Origin of the sequence: Butyrivibrio sp. VCB2001, from assembly GCF_000423965.1 — a bacterium.
Classification (GTDB): domain Bacteria; phylum Bacillota; class Clostridia; order Lachnospirales; family Lachnospiraceae; genus Butyrivibrio.
Window position 1 is genome coordinate 57011 of the sequence record NZ_AUIZ01000005.1, and the last position, 20740, is coordinate 77750.

Below are 20740 nucleotides of genomic sequence, written 5' to 3' on the forward strand. Positions count from 1 at the left end.
AGTGTCGCCATCAGTCGGTTTCAAGCTCATAATAGATCTTATTTTCAATGTTGTACCTCACCTTCTCCCTGGCATCAATACTAAGGTTCTCCCAGAGCTGATAAGCCTTATCCCAGGAGCTGTACTTCTTATCTCCCCTGTGGTCAACAGTCAAAGCCGCGCCTGTATCTACGTAGTTTTCCTTAAGATAATTTTCAAACCAGTCAGTTATCTTCTCGCCGCCGACGATGTTCACGTGAGTACCGTAGTCTCGAATATCCTTCTCAAAATCCAGTCCCATCTCATCCACATATAGGTTCATATCAAGGAAGTCATATCCCTTGCTGCTTATAAGCTCTGATATGTAATTTATTTTTTTCTGCTCATCTTCTGTCGAAGAGTAAGGTGTTACCACAAACAGTGCTTTCTGGTTCTTCTCCTTAAGATACTCAAGAAGGTCCAAAAGATATTCTTCCTGCTCGGAAGGGATAGGCTCTTTTACCGTAAGAGGTACATCTGCCGGTCTCTCAGCCGGTCCGACATCGGTCTCAATAACGTGCCCCTTAAGGTCATCGGGATAAGTGTAAAAGAGTGTCCTGAACTGTGACCACAAAAAGAGCGTCTTCCAGTTGGAGTGATACTTGAAAATGTCGAAGTAGTAGTTGATGCGATCGCTCTCATCATCCACCATGGCATTTATGGCCTTTATTCTGTTCAAAGAGTATTTCATGTTGTCGGTAACTTCTCTTGTGTGGGCCATGTTTCCAAGAAGATCCTCATCCCTTGCTGTCCACATCCTCATCTCGAAGATAACAAGGTCAGGGCTCTGTGTCTTGAGTGCTTCCTCCAGAAGATACTTTGATGCCACAGGGCGCTGCATGTTGGAAGAGAGCGGATACATGGTTATGCCCATATCCCCGTAAATCTTAGGTGTGATAAAGCATGGGGCAACAGGACTCGAGCCTATGACAAGGGCATCGATGGTGTCATTTTTCTCTGCATTAAAGCCGACGAACCTGTCCTTGACGTCTCCGTTAGTCCTGAGGATATAGGTAAGATGCACCACCATCCACAAAACCAGCACTATGAAAATTACCGATCTCAAAATCTGTTTTCTGGTCATACCAAATCAAAAATCCTTATAAATAAACTCTGCTGCACTGTATCCGGGGCCGTACTTGGCAAGGAGAATAACGTAGAACAGCAAACCTATGAAGATAACCCACCTAAGGACAATTCCCTTGGAGGCTATAAGTTCTCTTACATTTGAAGGTCCATCCTGTCCTTCCATCCTGTACTGAATGGTTGAAACAGTAATGAGTACTGCCAGTGAAACCAGCAGGATTCCCCACTCAATGAAATCAAGTCCCAGAGAAAAGATGCTTCCGTTTACCAGCACCTGAGGGTTAAAGACCGTTACGCTCTCCTTCAGCATTCTAAGCGCATGCGGAACATTATCTGCCCTGAAGAACAGATCTCCTATGCATACAAAAAAGAAGGTCCTTACCACTCTGAAGACGTCAGCTGCCTTGCTCTTAAGGTCCATATGCATCTTCTCTGCAAAGAGCCAGGTGAAGAACGGCAGTGTTATCTCTCCGATAACAATATACGCCCAGTGTAGGAGGCCTGAACCGATGACATACTTCATCTCACCTCCGTGCCACATACCAACCGAGAACCACAGAATAAACATGGCCACATAGGTGGTGTACTGCTTGCCTTTCTTTTTACCGAGCTTACCCTTTAAGGTCTTGCCTAGGCTTGTGATCATCTTGCTCCTGAGGAGCGGGTAAAAGACATTGTCCTTCATCCACACTCCAAGAGTGGCATGCCATCTTCTCCAGTATTCGCTGATGTTCTTTGCAAAGAACGGCGTTCTGAAGTTCTCAGGAAGCACGATCCCAAAGGTCTCGGAAATACCTATAACAATGTCCATGCATCCCGAGAAATTAGTGTAGAGCTGGAATGCAAAGCACACTGTGCCAAGCCAGATATAGGCGCCCTGATACTGAGTATCATTGTCATAAATTGTGTTTACAATCGTTGCAAGGCGCTCCGAAATAACAAGCTCCTTAAAAAATCCCCAGAGCATTCTCTGAATACCGAAGGTGATATTTTTGTAATCCAAAGGGTGATGTTCAAAGAACTGATCCCCGGACTGTCTTGTCTGGAAAATAGGTCCGGATATCATGACCGGGAAATACATCCCGTAAAGAGCAGTCTTCAAAAAGCTCTTTTGCCCCTTACCGATGCCATTGTAGACTTCGATAAAATATCCCAGAAGGATAAAGGTGTAGAAGGACAATCCCAGAGGTGTAGCAATGCTGCCACCATGAATGAACCTGGTATATTTAAGTCCGATGAGAACACCAAGAAGCCCCAAAAGCTCTGCAGCAAGTAAAAGACGTCTCTTGAGAGTAGCTTCTTCATCAAGTCTTCCAAGAAGCTGCAACAGCCCCCAGGTAAGAAGAGAAGCCAAAAGAGGGTAGAGGATCAAAACCCCGTTTCCGCTGAGAAGGTAGTAGGCAATACTCGCAAAAAGAAGCACAACCCACTGTCCCTTCCCCTTAAAGATCAGGGGTACCAGATAATATATGATTAAAACCAGTGCAAAGAAGCACAGAAAATAAAACGATGTTACACTCATCTAAATTCTTCCTCAATCCAGAGCTGGAACATGAGAATATACCATATCTGAACACGGTAGATTCCCCGCTCTGTAAAATCGGTCCATATCTTTTCAACAACATCCGCATCAAGAATGCCCTGCTTGCGGATCCTGTCCTTATTAAGCAGTCCTTCCGCCCAGTCCCTGAGCTCAGGTTCAAGGAGCCATTTTGCGATGGGGATGGAAAAACCTTTCTTGGGTCTCTCCATCATGTCTCTGGGCACATAACGGTATAATACATCTCTTAGGACCTTTTTGCCAACCTTATCATCCCTAAGATAATCTATAGGAAGTGACCATGCAAATTCCACTACGTCTTTATCAAGCATGGGCACTCGTGTTTCCAGCGAAACAGCCATAGCTGTCCTGTCCACCTTCACAAGGATATCGTCCGGGTGATACAGGCACATATCCATAAGCATGGCTTCGTGATTGACTTCTCCGAGGAAGTTTGCCGGAAGGTCCATGCACTTATATACAGCATTTCCGCGCTTAAGCGCAATCCTCTTTATGATAGGGTCTCCCTCGTGCTCCATTCTGTGAAGCTCGTAGGGGCTCTTTGCGCCGAGATAAACGGACTTAAGATATGCGCTCTCATTCTCGGGAGATGCCTTCTTAAGAGCGAGGTTACTTGAAATCTTTCTGATCGGGTACGGTATCTTACTTATCTTATTCCAGACTCTGCTGACAGACTCATAGGATCTGTATCCGCAAAAGAGCTCGTCGCCGCCGTCACCTGATAACGAAACCGTAACGTGATCCCTTGTCATCTTGCTGACAAGATAAGTTGGGATCTGTGATGAATCCGCAAAAGGCTCGCCAAACATGAAGGAGAGCTTCGGTATAACTGCCTTGGCATCCTTCTCTGTGATGTATAGCTCTGTGTGATCAGTTCCCAGGTGCTGCGCTATCTCTTTTGCATAAGCAGCCTCATTGAACTTCGGATCTTCCATTCCGATGGTGAAGGTGCGCACCTTGCCCGGCGCGATATCCTGCATAAGAGAAACAACCGTGGAACTGTCGATTCCTGCTGACAGAAATGCTCCAAGCGGAACGTCAGCGATCATCTGGCCGCGGATAGACTCTTTTAAAAGCCTCTCAAGCTCGTCTGCCGCCTCTTTGCTGCTGCCCTTAAAGAGGTTACTCTGACCACGCTTTGCAGCATCTTTCATGGACCAGTAGGTTTTTGTATCAGTCCTTCCGGTCTTAATATCCAGAACCATGAAGGTTCCGGGCTCAAGCTTGTAAATATCCTTATATATCGAATAAGGCGCAGGAATATAGCCCTCCTCAAAATACATATCAAGGACATCCGTGTTTATCTCGTTGTCAAAACCTTCCACTACCCTCAGGCACCCGATATCCGAAGCAAAGGCAAAGGCTCCTGCCACAGTTCCGTAGTAGAGCGGCTTTTCACCGACTCTGTCCCTGGCAAAAGAAACTGTCTCTGCCTCTTTGTCATAGACTGCAAAGGCAAACATTCCCTTGCACAGATTGAGGGCATCCATTAATCCGTACTTCTCGACAGCTTCAATCAGGACCTCTGTGTCGGATGTGCTGCGGAAAGTGATGGGCTCCTTTGAATCCTTTTTGAGTTTCTCCCTGATCTCGCCGGCATTATAGATTTCGCCATTATAGACCATAACGCTCCTGCCACTTGAGGAGGTAAAAGGCTGTGCCCCGTTCTTGGAAAGGTCCACAATAGAAAGACGCCTGTGTCCAAGCGCCACGCGTCCGTCTCCGTTTATATAAATGCCTCCGTCATCAGGTCCCCTGTGGAGCATCCTGTCATTCATCCTCTGAATGTTAACTTTGGCATCGCCTTTAAAATTTATAAGTCCTGCAATTCCGCACATATCGACAACCTCTATCACATGATTATATCCTATATTACGGCGAAATGGTATAATACAGAATAGCAAATAACCTTGAAAGGGACCATCATGAGAGAACTGGAATATCCTTTTGACAATAATTACATCTTAAAAAAATCCAAGAGCCTGAAAAAAGCTCTTTTAGCAGACGGGACAGATCGTATACATAAAAAGATCGCTGTCCTTGGAGGCTCTACTACCCACGACATCATAAGAGTCCTCGAGCTCTTTTTATTAAACTACGGAATCGAGCCTGAGTTCTACGAATCTGAGTACGGCCAGTACTGGCAGGATGCAATGTTCCCCGGGGAGGAGCTTAGCTCTTTTAACCCGGACATCATCTATGTTCACACATCAAACAGGAACATAACCGACTATCCCACACTTTCCGACTCAGCCGAGATTGTGGAAGATAAGCTGCAAAAGACATATCAGCACTTCGAGACCATGTGGAACAAGCTCATGGATACCTACCACTGCCCCATCATCCAGAACAACTTTGAGGCGCTTTTTTTCAGACTCATGGGAAACAAGGACGCTGTGGATGTACACGGAAGGCTCAGTTTCATCAACAGGCTCAATGAGAAATTTGCGGAATTCGCAAGATCACTTCCAAGCGATAAGGGAAGTTTTTATATCTGCGACATCAACTATATTTCAAGCTGCTACGGACTTGATCAGTGGTCGGATCCTCAGGCTTGGCACATGTACAAGTATGCCTTAAGTATACCTGCAATTCCGTACCTTGGCTTTAATGTTGCCAACATCATCAAGTCCATTTACGGCAAGAATAAAAAGGGACTGGTTCTTGATCTGGACAACACCCTCTGGGGCGGCGTTGTCGGCGATGATGGTGTCGATGGAATAGAGATCGGTCAGGAGACAAACCTCGGCCAGGTTTACGCCGAGTTCCAGGGCTATGTCAAAATGCAAAAAGACCTTGGAGTTATCCTTGCAGTTGATTCCAAAAATGAAGAAGAAAATGCCATCGCAGGTTTGGAGCATCCGGACGGAACTCTTAAGCCCGACGATTTCGTTGCAATAAAAGCCAACTGGGAACCAAAGAGCGAGAACTTTAAGGCAATCGCAAGCGAGCTGACACTCCTTCCCGAATCTTTGGTATTTGTGGATGATAACCCTGCCGAAAGAGAAATTGTAACAGCACAGCTCCCCGGTGTAAACGCTCCTGCTCTTGATACTCCCGAGCACTACATAAGATTTATTGATCACGCAGGTTACTTCGAGACCACATCTCTTTCTGACGATGACAGAAAGAGAAACGAAATGTACATGGCCAACAAGAAGAGAACCGAGCTTCAGGAGAGCTTTGCAGACTACGGCGAGTACCTCACCTCTCTTGAGATGGAAGCTGAGATAAAGCCCTTTGAGAAGATGTACATGCCACGTATAGCGCAGCTTACCAACAAGAGTAATCAGTTCAACCTTACAACAAAGCGCTATACTCAGGAAGACATAGAGAAAGCCACTGCAGATGATAGCAACATCACTCTCTACGGAAGACTCAAGGATAAGTTTGGCGACAACGGTATCGTTTCTCTGGCAATCGGAAATGTAAGAGGCGACGAACTCCACATAGAGCTCTGGCTCATGAGCTGCAGAGTCCTCAAAAGAGACATGGAATTTGCCATGATGGATGCACTTGTTGCAGAAGCTCTTAAGAGGAATGTAAAGACCATCTACGGCTACTACTATCCAACAGCCAAGAACAAGATGGTAAAAGACTTCTACCTTCTCCAGGGATTTGAGAAGATCTCCGAAGATGCTGACGGAAACATTACCTTTAAGCTGGATATTTCCGACGGCTATGCTAACAAGAACAAATATATAACCGTAAACTAAAATGACCCCTGGGGACGGGGGTTAGGGACCAAAAAAGACGCTGCGATCTGCAGCGTCTTTTCATTTATCTCATTATTCTGTCGAAATATTCTTCCCACATGGCGTTGGCAACGTCCGGAGCAAAGCGCTTCTGGACTTTTGTTGCAGCTTCTCCCAGGTTGTTTGCAAAGGTTTCGTTTTCAAGGACCTTTACAATAGCTTCTGTCAGAGCATTCTTGTCCCCAACCGGTATCAGCAGTCCGTTTATTCCGTCTGTGATAAGGTCTCTGGGACCTCCGCAGGGGCAATCCGTGGATATGCAGGTAAGCCCAAGGCTCATGGCCTCTATAAGAGAGTTCGGCATTCCCTCGTGTCCCGATGCCAGGATAAAGAGTCTTGCCTTTTCTATGTGCTCTGCAACATGCTTTACATTGCCCTTAAACACTACTCTGTCATCTATTCCCAGGGTCGCAGCCAGATGCTGAAGCTTTATCCTGTCAGGGCCATCGCCGTAGAATATAAGCTTATAGTCTTTAAATCTTTCTGCTGTAGCGTCCTTAAAGGCCTCCATTACAAGGGCCTGGTTCTTATTCTCGTGGAGCCTTGCCACCATGACAATGCTCTTTTCCCTGTCTCCCACATATCTCTTTCTGATAAACGAAGGATCCATGGAATTGGGAAGGATAGTGCACTTATCCCGGATGAACTTGGGAAACTTCTCCTTGGCTCCGTTTGACTGGACAACAACACCTGCTGCCTTGCCAAAGTTTGCCAGCATTCCTGCTTTCAGCGCAAGAGTTGAGTACTCCCAGTCGGGATCTGCTCTGACGGATACCACAACCTTGTAGCCCTCTCTGGTCGCAGTTGAAAGTGCCATGATATTATTCTTGCCGATAAAGCTAAGAATAAGGTCGGGATTTAACTCCTTCCAGATCTCCTCGAGCTTCCTGTGGCGCATTTTCAGGTTATATGCTCTGCCCTTTTGCTCACTTTTTAAAAGAGCCGAAAAGACTCTGTCGATTCCGCCCTTTTCTCCGCCATGGGGATCAACCCATACAGGATTTTCATCAAGGTCGGCCACCAGCTCTGCCCCGTCAGCTCCTGCAGGAACCTTCTTCCAGGCAGCGTGCTTTACCTCATACTCGTTTGGAGCAAGGTAGGTTGTAACCAGTGTTACCTTGTAGCCCTGCTCAAAAAAGTAATCCGCCAGATTTGACATAACTCTCTCAGCGCCACCCTTTTGCAGGGATCCTATATACATGGCTATATGCTTTTTGTTGTTGTTTTCTCTTTCTGACACGTCACTCCTACAGTTAAATGATCACACTTCCATTGCTCACATTAAGATTTGCACCATTTATATAATTGCTGTCATCGGATAACAAAAAAGCAATGGCAGGAACTATCTCGGATGGAGTTGCATGCCTGCTCTCAGGGCTGTTGCCTGCAGCCATCTCGATGATCCTGGGATCAATATCGCTCAAAAATTTTGTCTCTATCATGGAAGGCGAAACGGCGTTTATACATACCATCTTCCCCTCGTAATCAGCAGCAAGCTGCTTAATAACCCCCAGTAGCATTGACTTTACCATTGTATATTCAAGCATAGATTTTGGAGGCTTTCCGTTTACCACGGAGGAAAGAATTGCCACAACCTTGCAGTGGTCCTTCTTTTTAGCCATGCCCGGCAGAAATGCCTTCAGAACATCTATAAAGGAGTACACCTGGATCTGTACGTTTCTGTCCATTCTTTCTCTGTCAAATTCCTTCAGCTTTGTAAACATCATCTTTGCTGCGGGAAGATGAACTATATGAGTGGGCGTGGTCTCTTTTTCCTTAAGAGCACTTATCAGCCCCTCCGTTCCTTCTTTTGACGAGAGGTCAGCCTGAATAAGCTCTGCCCTGTTTCCTCCGGTAAAAGAGATCTCTTTTAACCTGTCGGAATTTGAATGGTAATGAAGGCAAAACAGGCTGTCACTATATTCAGCATTCAGTTTTTGGATAAGGGCGATTCCCAGATCTGATGATGCGCCCAATATGAGAAAAACTTTGTTGTTATTCATCTATACACCCGGCCAGTATTGTGCCTTTTCCTACCTTCTTGCCATCCTGATTGACTATCTGCGCAGCTATCTCCATGGTTTTTGTCGCATCATGCTTCACTTTGACGAACCCGGAAACAGTAAGTGTATCACCAATAAATACAGGGAATCTGAACTTGGATTCGACACTGTTTAAAATACAGTACTTACCCGGAAGATAGACGCCGGCAAGAGTCGAATAAAAGGACGATGTCAGCATTCCATAAACAACCCTGTCCTCAAAGCCCTTTTCTCTCGCGTAGGAAGCGTCATTGTGCAGAGGATTGATATCCCCTGTGATCTCGAGAAACTTTTTCATCATGTCCTCAGTTACAGTCACTGTAAACTCGGCCTTTGTAAAGTTCTCTTTGTCCTCTTCCTTTGAAATTATGTCCTCAAATCTGTATTCGTTCATGAACCCCCACCAACAATACGTATTAAAGCTTACCCATGATAAGGTCAGCCATCTCACCGACGTTCTTAAGCGCTACGATCTCACCCATGGTGAACTTAACGCCGAACTCTTCTTCCATGGCATTTACAAGGTTGATGTGCTCAAGTGAATCCCAATCCTCGATGTCATCGGCTGTTGTCTCATCTGTTACTGTTATATCTTCATCGTCGAAGACGTCTCTGAAAACCTCATTCATCTTCTCAAATACTTCTTCTCTTGTCATTTAATACTCCTTTCAAAATCAGACCATGTAGTAATTATACCACTGCTGGAATATGAAGAACGACCAGGCGATCTTGCTGTAGTTGGCTCCTGTAGCCGGGCCTCCGTCACCCCTCACAATATAATCATTTATAAATTTGGAAACATACTCTGCATCAAATATATCCTGCTGCTTTAAGAAAGACGTGCTGCTGTAGTCGATCAGCGCTTCCTTTAAAGGCCCTCTGAGCCATGCGTCCATCGGAACTCCAAAGCCGGTCTTTGGTCTCTCCAAAAGCTCTCTCGGGATATAGTCATAAGCAATGTCTTTTAAGATATGTTTCTTGTCGCCGTTATAGTATTTAAACTTATGAGGTATCCTGAAGGAATACTCCATTACATCCGTATCCATGATAGGGCATCTGTTCTCAAGAGAATATCTCATGGAAGCCCTGTCCATCTTGACCAGGATGTCCTCGGGAAGATAGGTGTCCATATCAAGGAGCATACGCCTTGCCTGGAAATTGGACACACCATAGCTTCTCTCTATCGGGTAGAGGATAGGATATTCCTCGTTATCGCTAAGATTTACAAAGGCGTGGGATGCATCAAGATAGCCCTTAGATACAAGCTGTGTCTTGGTCTCGGGATTTCTGTTGTTTGCAACCACCCTTACCCTGAAGGGCATCTTATCAAGAAGCTTGCCGCTTCCTACGGGGATCTGTCCTATGGCGTGGACCATGGCACCCGGGAAATCCAGTTTCTGAGCCTGTCCCACGTTGTCATAGACATTATATCCGCAAAAGAACTCGTCACCGCCGTCACCTGATAAGGCAACGGTAACATCCTTCTTGGCCAGCTTACTTACCAGCATGGATGGGATCTGCGAGTTGTCAGCAAAGGGTTCGTCGTAGTACTGAGGAATAGTGCTGACCAGATCGAACATCTCTTTTTCGCTGATATAGAGTTCTGTGTGATCGCATCCAAGGTAAGCTGCAATCTCCTTGGCGTACTCAGCTTCGTTGTAGCTCGGCACATTAAAGCCTATGCAGAAAGTCTTAACAGGCTCCTTAGAAAACTCCTGAGCCATGGCTGTAACCAGAGATGAATCATATCCACCTGATAAAAAAGCTCCAAGAGGAACATCAGCTAGCATTCTTGAAACAACAGCTTTTTTAAGTCTGTCCTTAAGGCCCTGCTTGGCCTCCTCGTAATTGGTAACCGGGTTCTGTGCCATCTCATGATAGACTTTTTTAACATCCCAGTATTTCCACTTCTTGACATCACCGTTATTAAACTTAAGTACGCTGCCGGGCTCAAGCTTGTACACATCCTCGAAGATTGTGTCCGGTGCAACTATATACTGCTGGAAAAGAAATCTCGGAAGAAGCTCTTTTCTTACTCTGCCGCTGAATTCAGGACATTTCATAATGGGCTTAAGCTCTGACCCGAAGACGATATTACCGCCATCAAGCCAGTAGAAAAGGGGCTTTTTACCAATCCTGTCCCTTACAAGATAAACGTCTTCTGTTTCTCTGTCATAGAGTGCAATGGCGAACATTCCATGGATATGATCCACCATGTCAATTCCCCATTTAAGGTATGCTGCGATGATAGCCTCAGTGTCACAGGTTGACTTGAAGTTGTAATCGGAAAGCTCCTCTTTAAGTTCAAGGAAGTTGTAGATCTCTCCGTTAAACACAACTGATACTCTGCCGTCTGCTGAGTGCATGGGCTGATGACCAAGAGGCGAGAGGTCAAGGATAGCCAGTCTTCTCTGAGCAAAGCCCACGGTATAGCCATCTTCTGCCTCAAAGAGTTCAACACCGCTGTCATCCGGTCCTCTGTGATACATGGTATCATTCATTACTCGGAGCTGGTCCTTCGTTATTTTCTTTTTAGATACGTATCCACAGATTCCGCACATCTAAAGTTTCTCCAGTTCTGTCCTTAAATCTCGATGGGGAGCTTCTCAAACTCATCCCTGAGTGGTCCAAAGTCTTTACACTCGTTGTCGATTGAATCAATCAGTTCAACATATTTCTCATTAACAAGAGTCTTGTAGTTATTAAGGTTGTCATATCCTTTCTTGGTCCATGCGAAAGGATGTGTGAGGATCTGGATCTTATCGTGTTTCTTTATTGTCTCCTCGTCGGGATAGCCGTATCTCCAGATGTGGTTTGCATCTGACATGTACTTGATATCAAGCTTGGACTCGGGAGTCGCCTTGGGATCAAATACGAAGAAGTCATCCTGATAAGCATTTAAAATACCATTTAACTTGATGTTCTCAGCAAGAACGCTGGGGGACGGTCTGTGGATTGAAAAAGAGTTGATCTCAAATCCCAGCATGTTGCTGAGCATATCGATCTCCTGTCTGATCCTGTCCCTTACAAGTCTCATGTCGGTCATTCCGTTAAGTGCAAAGTGAAGTCCGATGTTCTGGCCTCTCTCATGCATATCTGTCAGGATGTCCCTGTTCTTTCTTGAAAGGATATTGTAGGAATTGTTGGTCCACTGGAAGAAGAAGGTGGACCGAAAGTCCATGCTCTCCTCAACCTTGGAAAGGGCATAAGCTCTTTCTACGGAGTACTCAACGTCGTGACGCATGATGATGAATTCGTCCTTATTCAGCGCCTCTTCGTAGGTTGCATAGCGTCCGCTCTCCTTGATAACTCTTATGATCTCTCTGTAATCATCAAATGAAAACATCTTATCTCTCCTTAAAGTTCTCTATTACCTTGTCCAGATAGTCTCTCCACTGAACAAATATCGCCTCTGCGTTGGTTATCTCTTCAATCTTTGCAGCTTCTTTTCCAAGCTTTGCTGCAAGCTCCTTGTCCTCGATCAGTCTGTTAAGGCCATTTACCAAGGCATCCTTATCCTTGATCGGAATCAGAAGTCCGTTCTCGCCATCCTTCATTACCGTCGCAGGTCCACCACAAGGACAGTCTGTTGCAACGATAGGCATTCCCATTGCCATGGCCTCCAAAAGAGAATTCGGAAGACCTTCCCAGTCTGAAGTGAAGGCATATACTTCGCCCTTTGGTATCTCTTTTTCCAAAGAATCAGAGCCGCCCATGAGAAGAATGTAATCCTCTGCGTGGTTGTCTGCAATTATCTTATCAAGGATCTCCTTGGTTCCGTCAAAGGAATCAGGGCCGTAGATCTTAAGAACATAATCGGGATGCTTTTTATGGACCTCCACAAAGGCTTCGCACAAAAGGGGCTGATTTTTGAAGTCAACGAGTCTAGCGTGGTGGACCACCGATTTTTCTTTTACCTGCGGATGCTCAACCCCAAAGTACTTGGGATTTACAGGGTTTAAGATTATGGTTGAATTGTCCTGAAGGTAGGGCTTAAAGAAAGCCTTCTGTCCGGTAGTCTGGAAGACGCAGCCGGAAGCCTTGGGGAACAGCCACTTTATCTGTACCTTGTCAGAGAACGCATCGTAGTGACCTACAGGGTCTGTCCTGATGGAGATCACAACAGGGATGTTGCTGTTTCCTGCCGCCATAAGCGCCCTGTAATTGGCTCTCTGGGCGAAAGCCACAAGAACATCAGGCTTATACTCTTTGACAAATTCCTTGAGGTACTTGATCCTCAGGAAAAATTTCGTTATTCGGTTTTTCTTCTCATCGCCTTCACGGAGTCCTACATGGACTCTTGTAACTCTCTCGTCAAGCTGGAACTCATCTTCGTCGTACCACTCAGTGGCTACGTAGACCTTTATTCCTTCCTTGGCGAACTGGTTTGCCAGGTTTGATACAACTCTCTCTGCACCACCCTGTACAAGGCAATTTAAGTGAAACGCTATACTCTTCATAGTTTATCTAAGTACCATTCCTTTGGTAATTTCAAATCCGGCCTCGAACTTATCAATAAGCAGTGACCCGTCAACTGTCCTTACCACAAGCTTTCCGTCAAAAATATCTACGACTTCTCCCGGAGCAAAACCAGAGAAATCGATCATCTCATCAAAGGGATGCGCCTGCCACACGGTTACTTTGTGAGCATCATCCTCTGTATCTGCATAGCAGAAGGCGCCCGGGAAAGGAGCTGCAACTCCGCGGATCAGGTTGTAGATATTTCTTGTTCTGTCCTTAAAGTCGATCTTTCCATCTGCCGCTGTACGTTTATTGTACCATGAATCAAAGTCTTTTGAATCAGTGTGAATTGTTACCTCACCCTTCTCAAGATATGTGGTGAGAAGTTTTCTGATGAGGTTCTTGGAGCAGATCATGTTCTTGTACTGAGCAGTCCTGATGTCGTCGTGCTCATTTATCTGGAACATCTCTGTAGCAAAGACGTTGGGGCTGTCTGCCTTCTCATCGTACTTAAAGAGATTTAGATTAAATCTGGTATCTCCAAGGATCATTGACCAGTTGAGAGGAGATCTGCCTCTTCCAAAGGGGAGATATCCGCAATTGCCGTGGAATCCGAAAATTCCGGCTTCAAACTTATCAAGGGCTTCCTTGGGAATTAGCCTCTGCCATCCCATTACAACACCGATACCGAAGGTGTTCTCATCCATGAATTTCCTGGTGTTATCATCATTAAGGAAGTAGCTGTCAGCCTCAAATACAGGAATTCCGAACTTCTCTGTAAGGAAGGTCAGTCCCTTAAATCCCGATACCTGATTGTGTTCAAGGACCTTCGGCGCAATGGTGATAACAAGATCAACCTTGCAGATGTCCTTCTGGATGAACTCAATGATATTCTCCGATGTGTCTTTTACTCCAAAAACAACAACTTTATAATGCATCACTCATACCTCTTAAATATCTCATGAATACTGTCTTTATACTTATCCGGTGCAAATACTGACGCCCTCTCAAAAGCTTTGCCTGAGTACTTCTTAAGAAGCTCCTCATCATCAAGGATAGCCTCCATCTCCTGAGCAAGAAGTCTCTCACCCTCAGTGATATACTCCGGATCGAAGTTCTCCTCCTGATCCATGTCGGGAACGAGGATTCCATACTCTCCGCGGATGGGCTCTTTTATGCTGCTGCCATCAGGAATCTCCTCGATGAGCCTGTTGTACTCAGCATCAGAGAGAAGTATCTCTCTTGGTCCTGTCTTACAGTCAGCTGAGATAACGGGCTTTTTAAGTGCCATAGCCTCTAAGACTGCATTAGGGAAGCCCTCATGATTGGAGCTGCAGACATAGACGTCAGATGCAGCAACATAGGGGAACGGGTTTTTCTTAAGGCCGGCAAAGCAAACCTTGTCCTTGATCCCCAGGGCCTTAGCCATCTCTTTATACTTATCCCAGTTACCTGCTCCCATGACCACAAGACGGGCTTCAGGGTGCTTGAACTGCACCAGGGAAAAGGCCTTTACCAGATGCCAGATTCCCTTGATATAGTCATTTCGTGCCGAGCAGGAAAAGACCTTTATGTCATCTCCAAGGAACGGATAATCCTCAGGAGTCTCCCCTGCTTTGTTCTGTATGTCCAGAATGTCCAGAGGATTGTAGATGTAGGTGCTCCTGTCGTACTTAAAGTCTCTTTTGAGCTGTCTTACAATCTCTTTTGAACAGGAAAGTACCTGATCGGACTTTTTGCAAAAGAGCTTTACCTCTCCTGTATTTTCCATGTCAGTCTGGCAGCGAAGGCCCGTTAAGACCTTCTCTCCGGCTCTTGAAAGAGTGTTTACGTAATTGGCTGAAGATCCGAAGCTGTAGGAGATATCGATGTGTTTCTCCTTCTTGACCTTGCGGGCTTTACGCACTCTTTTAAAGACATTTATGACCTTGTTTACAAGGCCCTTTTGTGAAGGAACATCGATGTCTATGACTTCGAGTCCCGTTATATCAAAGTTAATATCCTTGGAGCTGAAAATGAGAATGCATACGTTGTAGTATTCCTGCATGAGTCTTGCGGTCTTTATGCAGACTCTCTCAAATCCGCCCTGATGGAGCATTGGTACCATCAGCATCAGGTTTTTCTTTTTCTGATCCATTAAAAATGACCTCTCTCGTAGAAATATCCCATCATCTTTGCCTGGGTCTTAACATCAAACCCGGCATCCTTGAGCCTTCCCAGAATGTATTCAGAGCTCTTTGCCCTGTCACCCACAGAATAAAGACCTGTGCGATGGTGAGTGCTCTTTGGGCTCCTGTCGGGAACATTTACCGTCTCAAAACCGGTTCCCGCATCCAGCGCATCGATATCGGGCATTTCATCCGTCTCAAATACGCTCTCTCTTCTCTCTCCCGCAATTGCAGTAAAGGTCTGATTGAGCTTGATCTCCTCCTCAAGAGGATCGTAGTGGTAGTCCTCCCTAAGAAGCAGGTCATCAAGTATCTTTCTGGCCCAGTCCCTTGGCTCTGAAGTTATGCTTCTCATGGAAACAAGCTCTGTCACGTTAACTTCAGGCGTTACAGAGTCAGAAACAAGGCACTGAAGTCCTGCTGCCTGAGCTTCGATAACACTTCCCGGAAGTCCCTCGTATCTTGAAGGGAAGCAGAAGTAGTCCATTGCCTGATAGTAGTCGCTGGCGTTGGACTTATTACCCGCAAAGATGCAGCGATCCGAAATATGGAGCTTATCCGCAAGCTTTTGCATATCTTCCATAAGCGGACCCTTGCCCAGCATAAGGAGTCTTATGCGCATTCCGTGAAGTATGCTGTACTGGTTAAGATCGTCGTTATCAAGTATTCTGCAGAGCTGCGCAAAAACATTTAATAAAAACTCATGGTTCTTGGCATATCTGAAACTTCCCACATGGCCGATGACCAGAGCGTTGGAGACGCCAAGCTCTCCCCTTATCTTATCCCTTACTTCGGGCTTATAAGCAAAGTGTTTAAGGTCGATGGCGTTGGGGATAATCCTCACAGCGCCGGCCTTAACAAGGTCCTCGCCAAAGACTGATATTCCGGCCTCCTTGGAGCAGGCAAAGTTATAGTCTGTGATACCCTCTTTCTGAAGAGGCTTTCTCAGCACCCTTGTTGCCACCCCCTTAATTCCCGCATCAACGCCTGCGCTTCTTGCATGGGCGATACAGATGGGAATTCCGGACTTCTTGGCGATTGGAAGGTAAATGGCAGCTGTACTTGTCATGTGCCCCTGAACCACCTTCCACTCGTGCTTGTGGCTCTCAAAGAACCTCTTTATGGCAGCCTTATACTGTGCCATATTGGTTCCCGTAAACTTCGGAAGACAGAAAATCCTGCCACCGAGCTTATATACGCTATTATCAAAATAGTCCGGCTCGCGAACTGCCATGAGTTCATCTGAAGTCGGACTCTTTTTTCCTGTTTTTTCAGGCGAATAATGGACAAGAAAATCAAACTGGATCTTATCTCTGTCCATGTTTCTGTACAAATCAATTATTCGGCATTCCGCGCCGCCAACTCCAAGGCCCCCAAGCACATGGAGTATGCGTATCTGACCGTAACCATTTTCCATAGAAATTTGGTCCCCCGCCTTATTTCTCTAAGCTTTAAGTCAGCCTTTCAGCTTACGAAGCTGAACTGCCAGGTACTTGGCCTTTGCCAGTGCATACTGCCCCACCTGACCAAAAGCATTTTTATCCTGCACCTCTCTGTTAAAGAATTCAGAGTAGGAAACTGCCTTACCTGATTCCAGCAGTTCTTTTAACTTATCAAAGTCCTTGTCATCCATGGTGTTTGCATGGTAGACGAAGGTGACTATACCGTCCCCAGTATCTGCAAGAGAATCGCTTCTCTTTATTGCAATCGGGTAAAAGACAAAGTCGTAAGCCCTGTAAGGCTCTGTTCCAAAGCCGTCTGTGATGCGATTAAAGCCGTTCTTTTTAAGAGCTGTGAGAGTATTTTTGTCAAAAGAGTGGGACGGCGCCATGAAGATGTCGGTCTCAATCCCGTTCTCCCTGAAGATCCTCCTGGCTTTCCTTATCATCTCATCCTGCTTATCAAAGGGAAGACCGGCAAACTCGGACTTACCTCCAATGGGAAAAAGCCCCGGATCCTTGGTGGTGTAGCGATGCTTATATCCGTGCATGGCTACAACCCAGCCTCTGTCCCTGAGATTTTTGATGTAATCCCAGAAGTCCTCTCTGGCCGGGTTAAGGGAAAGCTTTTCATCTTTGTTCCTGGGCACTACTCCGATAAGGGGCGTTATATGATGCGCATCCAGAAGGTCTTTAAACCTCTTGAATTTGCCCCAGTCCATATCAGGAGTTATGTCGTCCATTCGAATTGCAATTTTCATAGGTTTTTCTTGTACCAATCAATAGCAAGCTCGATACCTGCCTTGAAATCGTAGGATGGATCGTATCCGAGATTGGTTCTTGCCTTGGTGATATCTGCGTTTGAATCCCTGATATCTCCTGCTCTGGGTGGTCCGAAGATTGGCTCTACATCCATTCCCAGTGCATCTGTTAAGTGGTGATAAACATCGATAAGGAACTCTCTTCCGCCTGCACCGATGTTGTAAGCTTCTCCTGCTGCGTCGGAGGAAGCAAGGCATGCGCGAAGGTTTCCTTCGATTACGTTATCAACATAAGTAAAGTCTCTTGACTGCTTACCATCTCCGTTGATGGTAGGAGTCTCACCGTTCATGAGCTGACGAAGGAACTTAGGGATAACTGCTGCATAAGCGCCGTTAGGATCCTGTCTTCTTCCGAATACGTTGAAATATCTAAGGCCATAGGTATCAAGGCCGTAGAGCTTTTTGTAAAGCTTACCGTACTCCTCATCTGTCTTCTTGGTAAGAGCATAAGGTGAAAGTACGTTACCTTCCTGTCCCTCTTTCTTGGGAAGGGTGGTTGAATCTCCGTAAACAGAGGAGCTTGAAGCATAAACGAATTTCTTAACACCGTTCTGCCTTGAAGCTTCCATCATGTTAAGGGTTCCTCTGATGTTGATGTCCTCGTATAAAAGAGGCATCTCAATACTTCTTGGAACGCTTCCCCAGGCAGCCTCGTTAAGTACAAAGTCTACTCCCTTGGTAGCTTCCATGCAGGCATCAAGGTCTCTTATGTCCTTCTCGAGGAAAGTAAACTTTGGATTCTCCATGAAAGGCTGGATGTTCTCGATATGACCTGTTGAGAGGTTATCCATACATCTTACTGTGTAGCCCATATCAAGAAGAGCTTCACATATATTTGATCCGATAAAGCCCGCTCCGCCTGTTACCAGGAATACGGAATCTGCGGGGAATTTCAATTCTCTAAATCCCATTATTTATTACTCCTTATTACAGTCTCCAGTAGTCGAATTCCGGAGCCTTATAATCATTCATGTCGTAGATGCCCTTGATATCAAGGAATACCTTGGTCTTGTGTGCTGCATTGAAGAACTTTGCAATGTCTGCTGCCTTGTAATCCTTGAAGTCCTCGTGAGCAACAGCTACGATCACTGCATCCATATCTTTTACTGCTGAAAGATCTTCGAATGTAATACCGTAGAGTCTCTTAGCCTCATCTGAATCAGCCTGAGGGTCAACCACTACAGGCTTGATGCCGTACTCGCCGAGCTCGTTGTAGATGTCGATGACCTTGGTGTTACGTGTATCAGGGCAGTTCTCCTTGAAGGTAAAGCCAAGGATTGCTACCTTTGCATTCTTAACTGAAATGTCGTTGGCAATAAGTCTCTTAACCAGTGACTCAGCGATATACTTACCCATATCGTCGTTGATACGTCTTCCTGAAAGGATGATCTGTGAGTGATATCCCAGTTCCTCAGCCTTGTAGGTAAGGTAGTAAGGATCTACACCGATGCAGTGTCCACCAACAAGTCCCGGGAAGAAATGAAGGAAATTCCACTTGGTTCCTGCTGCCTCCAAAACGCTCTTTGTATCAATTCCCATTCTGTGGAAGATCATTGAAAGCTCGTTCATGAAAGCGATGTTGATATCACGCTGTGAATTCTCGATAACCTTGGCAGCCTCAGCAACCTTGATGGACTGAGCCTTGTAAACACCTGCAAGTGCAACCAGGCTGTAAACCTTGGCAACTGTCTCAAGTGTCTCCTCATCCATACCGGAAACGATCTTGGTGATGGTATCAAGTCTGTGAACCTTATCACCTGGGTTGATACGCTCAGGTGAATAACCAACCTTGAAATCTACGCCGCACTTAAGGCCTGATTCCTGCTCAAGAATAGGAACACAGATATCCTCTGTAACTCCGGGATATACTGTTGACTCATATACTACGATGGATCCCTTTGTAAGATATTTTCCAAGGGTATGGCTTGCTCCCTCAACAGGTGAAAGATCAGGAGTGTGGTCGTCGTTAACAGGTGTAGGAACTGCTACTACGTGGAACTTGCACTCACGGAGCTTCTCAGGATCAGCTGTAAACTCAACTGTTGTCTCCTTGATAGCATCATCTCCGACCTCTCTTGTAGGGTCGATTCCCTTCTTGTAGAGTTCAACCTTGGAAGCGTTGAAATCATAACCTACAACCTTGATCTTCTTGGCATAGGCTACTGCGATAGGCATTCCTACGTATCCAAGTCCTACAAGTGACAGTTTCTCTTCTCCTGAAAGGAGCTTCTCATATAAATCCATTAATATTTCCTCCAAAAATCAAATCATTATTTAACGATTCTTTTTATCTCTTCAATATACGTCAATATTATACTACGCCTGTCAAACTTCTGCTCGACGTACCTTCTTGCCGCCTCTCCCATGGCTCTGCGGCCGTCTGTATCAAGCTCTGTAAAGCGCTCAAGTGCTGAAATCAGTGACTTTGCATCTCTTGGCTCACACAAAAAGCCTGATTTATCAGTATCAACGATTTCTCTGCATCCACTAATGTCTGAAGCAATCACCGGTCTTCCTGTTGCTGCTGCCTCCATAAGGACATTGCTCATCCCCTCGTGATAGGATGGATGAACTATGGCATCTGCTTCTTTCATGTAAGGATGAATGTCTTTCTGATAAGGGATGACCTTCAGGATTCCTTCTTTTTCCGCCTCATCAGCTATAGGTCTGAAATCATCCTCGCAGTAACCGACTGCTGCAAAAGACACTTTTCCGCCGTACTTTTCATGAAGAGCCCTTGCTGCTTCTATGTACTCTTTTGACCCCTTCTCAGTCATGAGACGCCCTATATAAAGAAATCTCGTGACATCATCCTCATGTCCCGGGATAGGTTCCTGTTTGTGCTTTTCAAGATTTACCCCGGAGCCGTTTACCGTAACATGCTTTTTCGCCATTATTCCGTGGCTTTCGAATATCTTTCTGTTCTCTTCATTCTGGAAAAAGAGAGCGCTGCACTTCTTCAGGGATACCTTGTACATGGTGACTATGAGTTTAAGGAGCATTCCTCCTCTCTCAAAGGTTGTCCCAAGCCCCGTGATGGTTGATATATAGGGGACTTTTTGTCTTCCGCACACATATCCACCGTAGATATTGGGCTTAATTGTATAGGTCAAAACCACGTCAGGTTTTTCCTTTTTAACAAGGCTCTTATAAGCGCGCAAAAGAGCCATATCCTGAATTGGATTGACTCCGCGTCTGTTGATGTCAGTGTGTACTACCCTGCATCCCTCGTCCTTTAGTTCTTTTACCTTAAGATCATCCGGAAGACTTATGACTATCTCATAGCCTTTCTCCATGAGCCCCACAAGGAGCTCATTTCGAAAGTCATATAATCCGCTGGATGAATTTGCTAAAATCAGTGCCTTGGGCATCTAGCTTCTATCTCCGCT

18 protein-coding genes are annotated in these 20740 nt (G+C 45.6%); 1 reads left to right on the plus strand and 17 read right to left on the minus strand.

Translation table 11 applies throughout. The features are described 5' to 3' along the window. Positions 1–10: 10 nt before the first annotated feature. From G589_RS0107340 to asnB (G589_RS0107350), 3 genes are read right to left on the minus strand one after another with little or no spacing between them, the layout of a single operon-like run. Positions 11–1102 carry a hypothetical protein gene (locus G589_RS0107340; protein ID WP_026521645.1) on the minus strand — a complete coding sequence of 364 codons (1092 nt, stop codon included), beginning with the start codon at positions 1100–1102 and terminating at the stop codon, positions 11–13. A gap of 6 nt (positions 1103–1108) precedes the next feature. Then, positions 1109–2626 (minus strand): MBOAT family O-acyltransferase, encoded by a 1518-nt coding sequence (locus G589_RS0107345; protein WP_026521646.1) that lies wholly within the window; start codon positions 2624–2626, stop codon positions 1109–1111. Further along, a complete protein-coding gene (gene asnB / locus G589_RS0107350; RefSeq protein ID WP_026521647.1) occupies positions 2623–4503 on the minus strand; it encodes an asparagine synthase (glutamine-hydrolyzing) in 1881 nt (626 codons plus the stop codon). Before asnB (G589_RS0107350) ends, G589_RS0107345 begins: the two co-directional genes overlap by 4 nt. 87 nt (positions 4504–4590) lie before the next feature. Between asnB (G589_RS0107350) and G589_RS0107355 the strand changes: the two genes are divergently transcribed. Then, positions 4591–6381 carry an HAD-IIIC family phosphatase gene (locus G589_RS0107355; protein ID WP_026521648.1) on the plus strand — a complete coding sequence of 597 codons (1791 nt, stop codon included), beginning with the start codon at positions 4591–4593 and terminating at the stop codon, positions 6379–6381. A gap of 64 nt (positions 6382–6445) precedes the next feature. On the opposite strand, the gene G589_RS0107360 is transcribed toward G589_RS0107355, so the two are convergent. From G589_RS0107360 to G589_RS0107425, 14 genes are read right to left on the minus strand one after another with little or no spacing between them, the layout of a single operon-like run. After that, complete coding sequence (locus G589_RS0107360) at positions 6446–7660, minus strand: glycosyltransferase (protein WP_026521649.1); 1215 nt, start codon at positions 7658–7660, stop codon at positions 6446–6448. Positions 7661–7673: 13 nt separating this feature from the next. Next, positions 7674–8423, minus strand: a complete 750-nt coding sequence (locus G589_RS0107365; RefSeq protein WP_026521650.1) for an SDR family NAD(P)-dependent oxidoreductase — start codon at positions 8421–8423, stop codon at positions 7674–7676. After that, positions 8416–8856, minus strand: a complete 441-nt coding sequence (locus tag G589_RS0107370) for a MaoC family dehydratase (protein WP_026521651.1) — start codon at positions 8854–8856, stop codon at positions 8416–8418. Before G589_RS0107370 ends, G589_RS0107365 begins: the two co-directional genes overlap by 8 nt. Positions 8857–8878: 22 nt before the next feature. After that, positions 8879–9118 (minus strand): acyl carrier protein, encoded by a 240-nt coding sequence (locus G589_RS0107375; RefSeq protein WP_022768131.1) that lies wholly within the window; start codon positions 9116–9118, stop codon positions 8879–8881. 18 nt (positions 9119–9136) lie between these two features. Beyond that, positions 9137–11023 (minus strand): asparagine synthase (glutamine-hydrolyzing), encoded by a 1887-nt coding sequence (gene asnB / locus G589_RS0107380; RefSeq protein WP_026521652.1) that lies wholly within the window; start codon positions 11021–11023, stop codon positions 9137–9139. A 23-nt stretch (positions 11024–11046) separates the two neighbouring features. Further along, positions 11047–11808, minus strand: coding sequence for a hypothetical protein (locus G589_RS0107385; RefSeq protein ID WP_022768129.1), 762 nt, complete (start codon positions 11806–11808; stop codon positions 11047–11049). 1 nt (position 11809) lies between these two features. Beyond that, positions 11810–12922: a glycosyltransferase gene (locus G589_RS0107390; RefSeq protein ID WP_026521653.1), complete on the minus strand. Its 1113-nt coding sequence runs from the start codon at positions 12920–12922 to the stop codon at positions 11810–11812. Positions 12923–12925: 3 nt separating this feature from the next. After that, on the minus strand, positions 12926–13861 hold the full coding sequence (locus G589_RS0107395) for a methionyl-tRNA formyltransferase (protein ID WP_026521654.1): 936 nt from the start codon (positions 13859–13861) through the stop codon (positions 12926–12928). Next, the gene (locus tag G589_RS0107400; RefSeq protein ID WP_026521655.1) at positions 13861–15060 is read right to left on the minus strand and encodes a glycosyltransferase; all 1200 of its coding nucleotides are present in this window, start codon (positions 15058–15060) and stop codon (positions 13861–13863) included. The genes G589_RS0107395 and G589_RS0107400 overlap by 1 nt, the downstream gene beginning before the upstream one ends. Continuing rightward, complete coding sequence (locus G589_RS19225; RefSeq protein ID WP_051192241.1) at positions 15060–16508, minus strand: glycosyltransferase; 1449 nt, start codon at positions 16506–16508, stop codon at positions 15060–15062. Before G589_RS19225 ends, G589_RS0107400 begins: the two co-directional genes overlap by 1 nt. 39 nt (positions 16509–16547) lie before the next feature. Continuing rightward, positions 16548–17291 (minus strand): DUF2334 domain-containing protein, encoded by a 744-nt coding sequence (locus G589_RS0107410; protein ID WP_026521656.1) that lies wholly within the window; start codon positions 17289–17291, stop codon positions 16548–16550. After that, complete coding sequence (locus G589_RS0107415) at positions 17288–18262, minus strand: SDR family oxidoreductase (RefSeq protein ID WP_026521657.1); 975 nt, start codon at positions 18260–18262, stop codon at positions 17288–17290. Before G589_RS0107415 ends, G589_RS0107410 begins: the two co-directional genes overlap by 4 nt. Positions 18263–18278: 16 nt before the next feature. After that, a complete protein-coding gene (locus G589_RS0107420; protein ID WP_026521658.1) occupies positions 18279–19595 on the minus strand; it encodes a nucleotide sugar dehydrogenase in 1317 nt (438 codons plus the stop codon). 26 nt (positions 19596–19621) lie between these two features. After that, on the minus strand, positions 19622–20722 hold the full coding sequence (locus G589_RS0107425; RefSeq protein ID WP_026521659.1) for a glycosyltransferase family 4 protein: 1101 nt from the start codon (positions 20720–20722) through the stop codon (positions 19622–19624). Positions 20723–20740 lie beyond the last annotated feature (18 nt).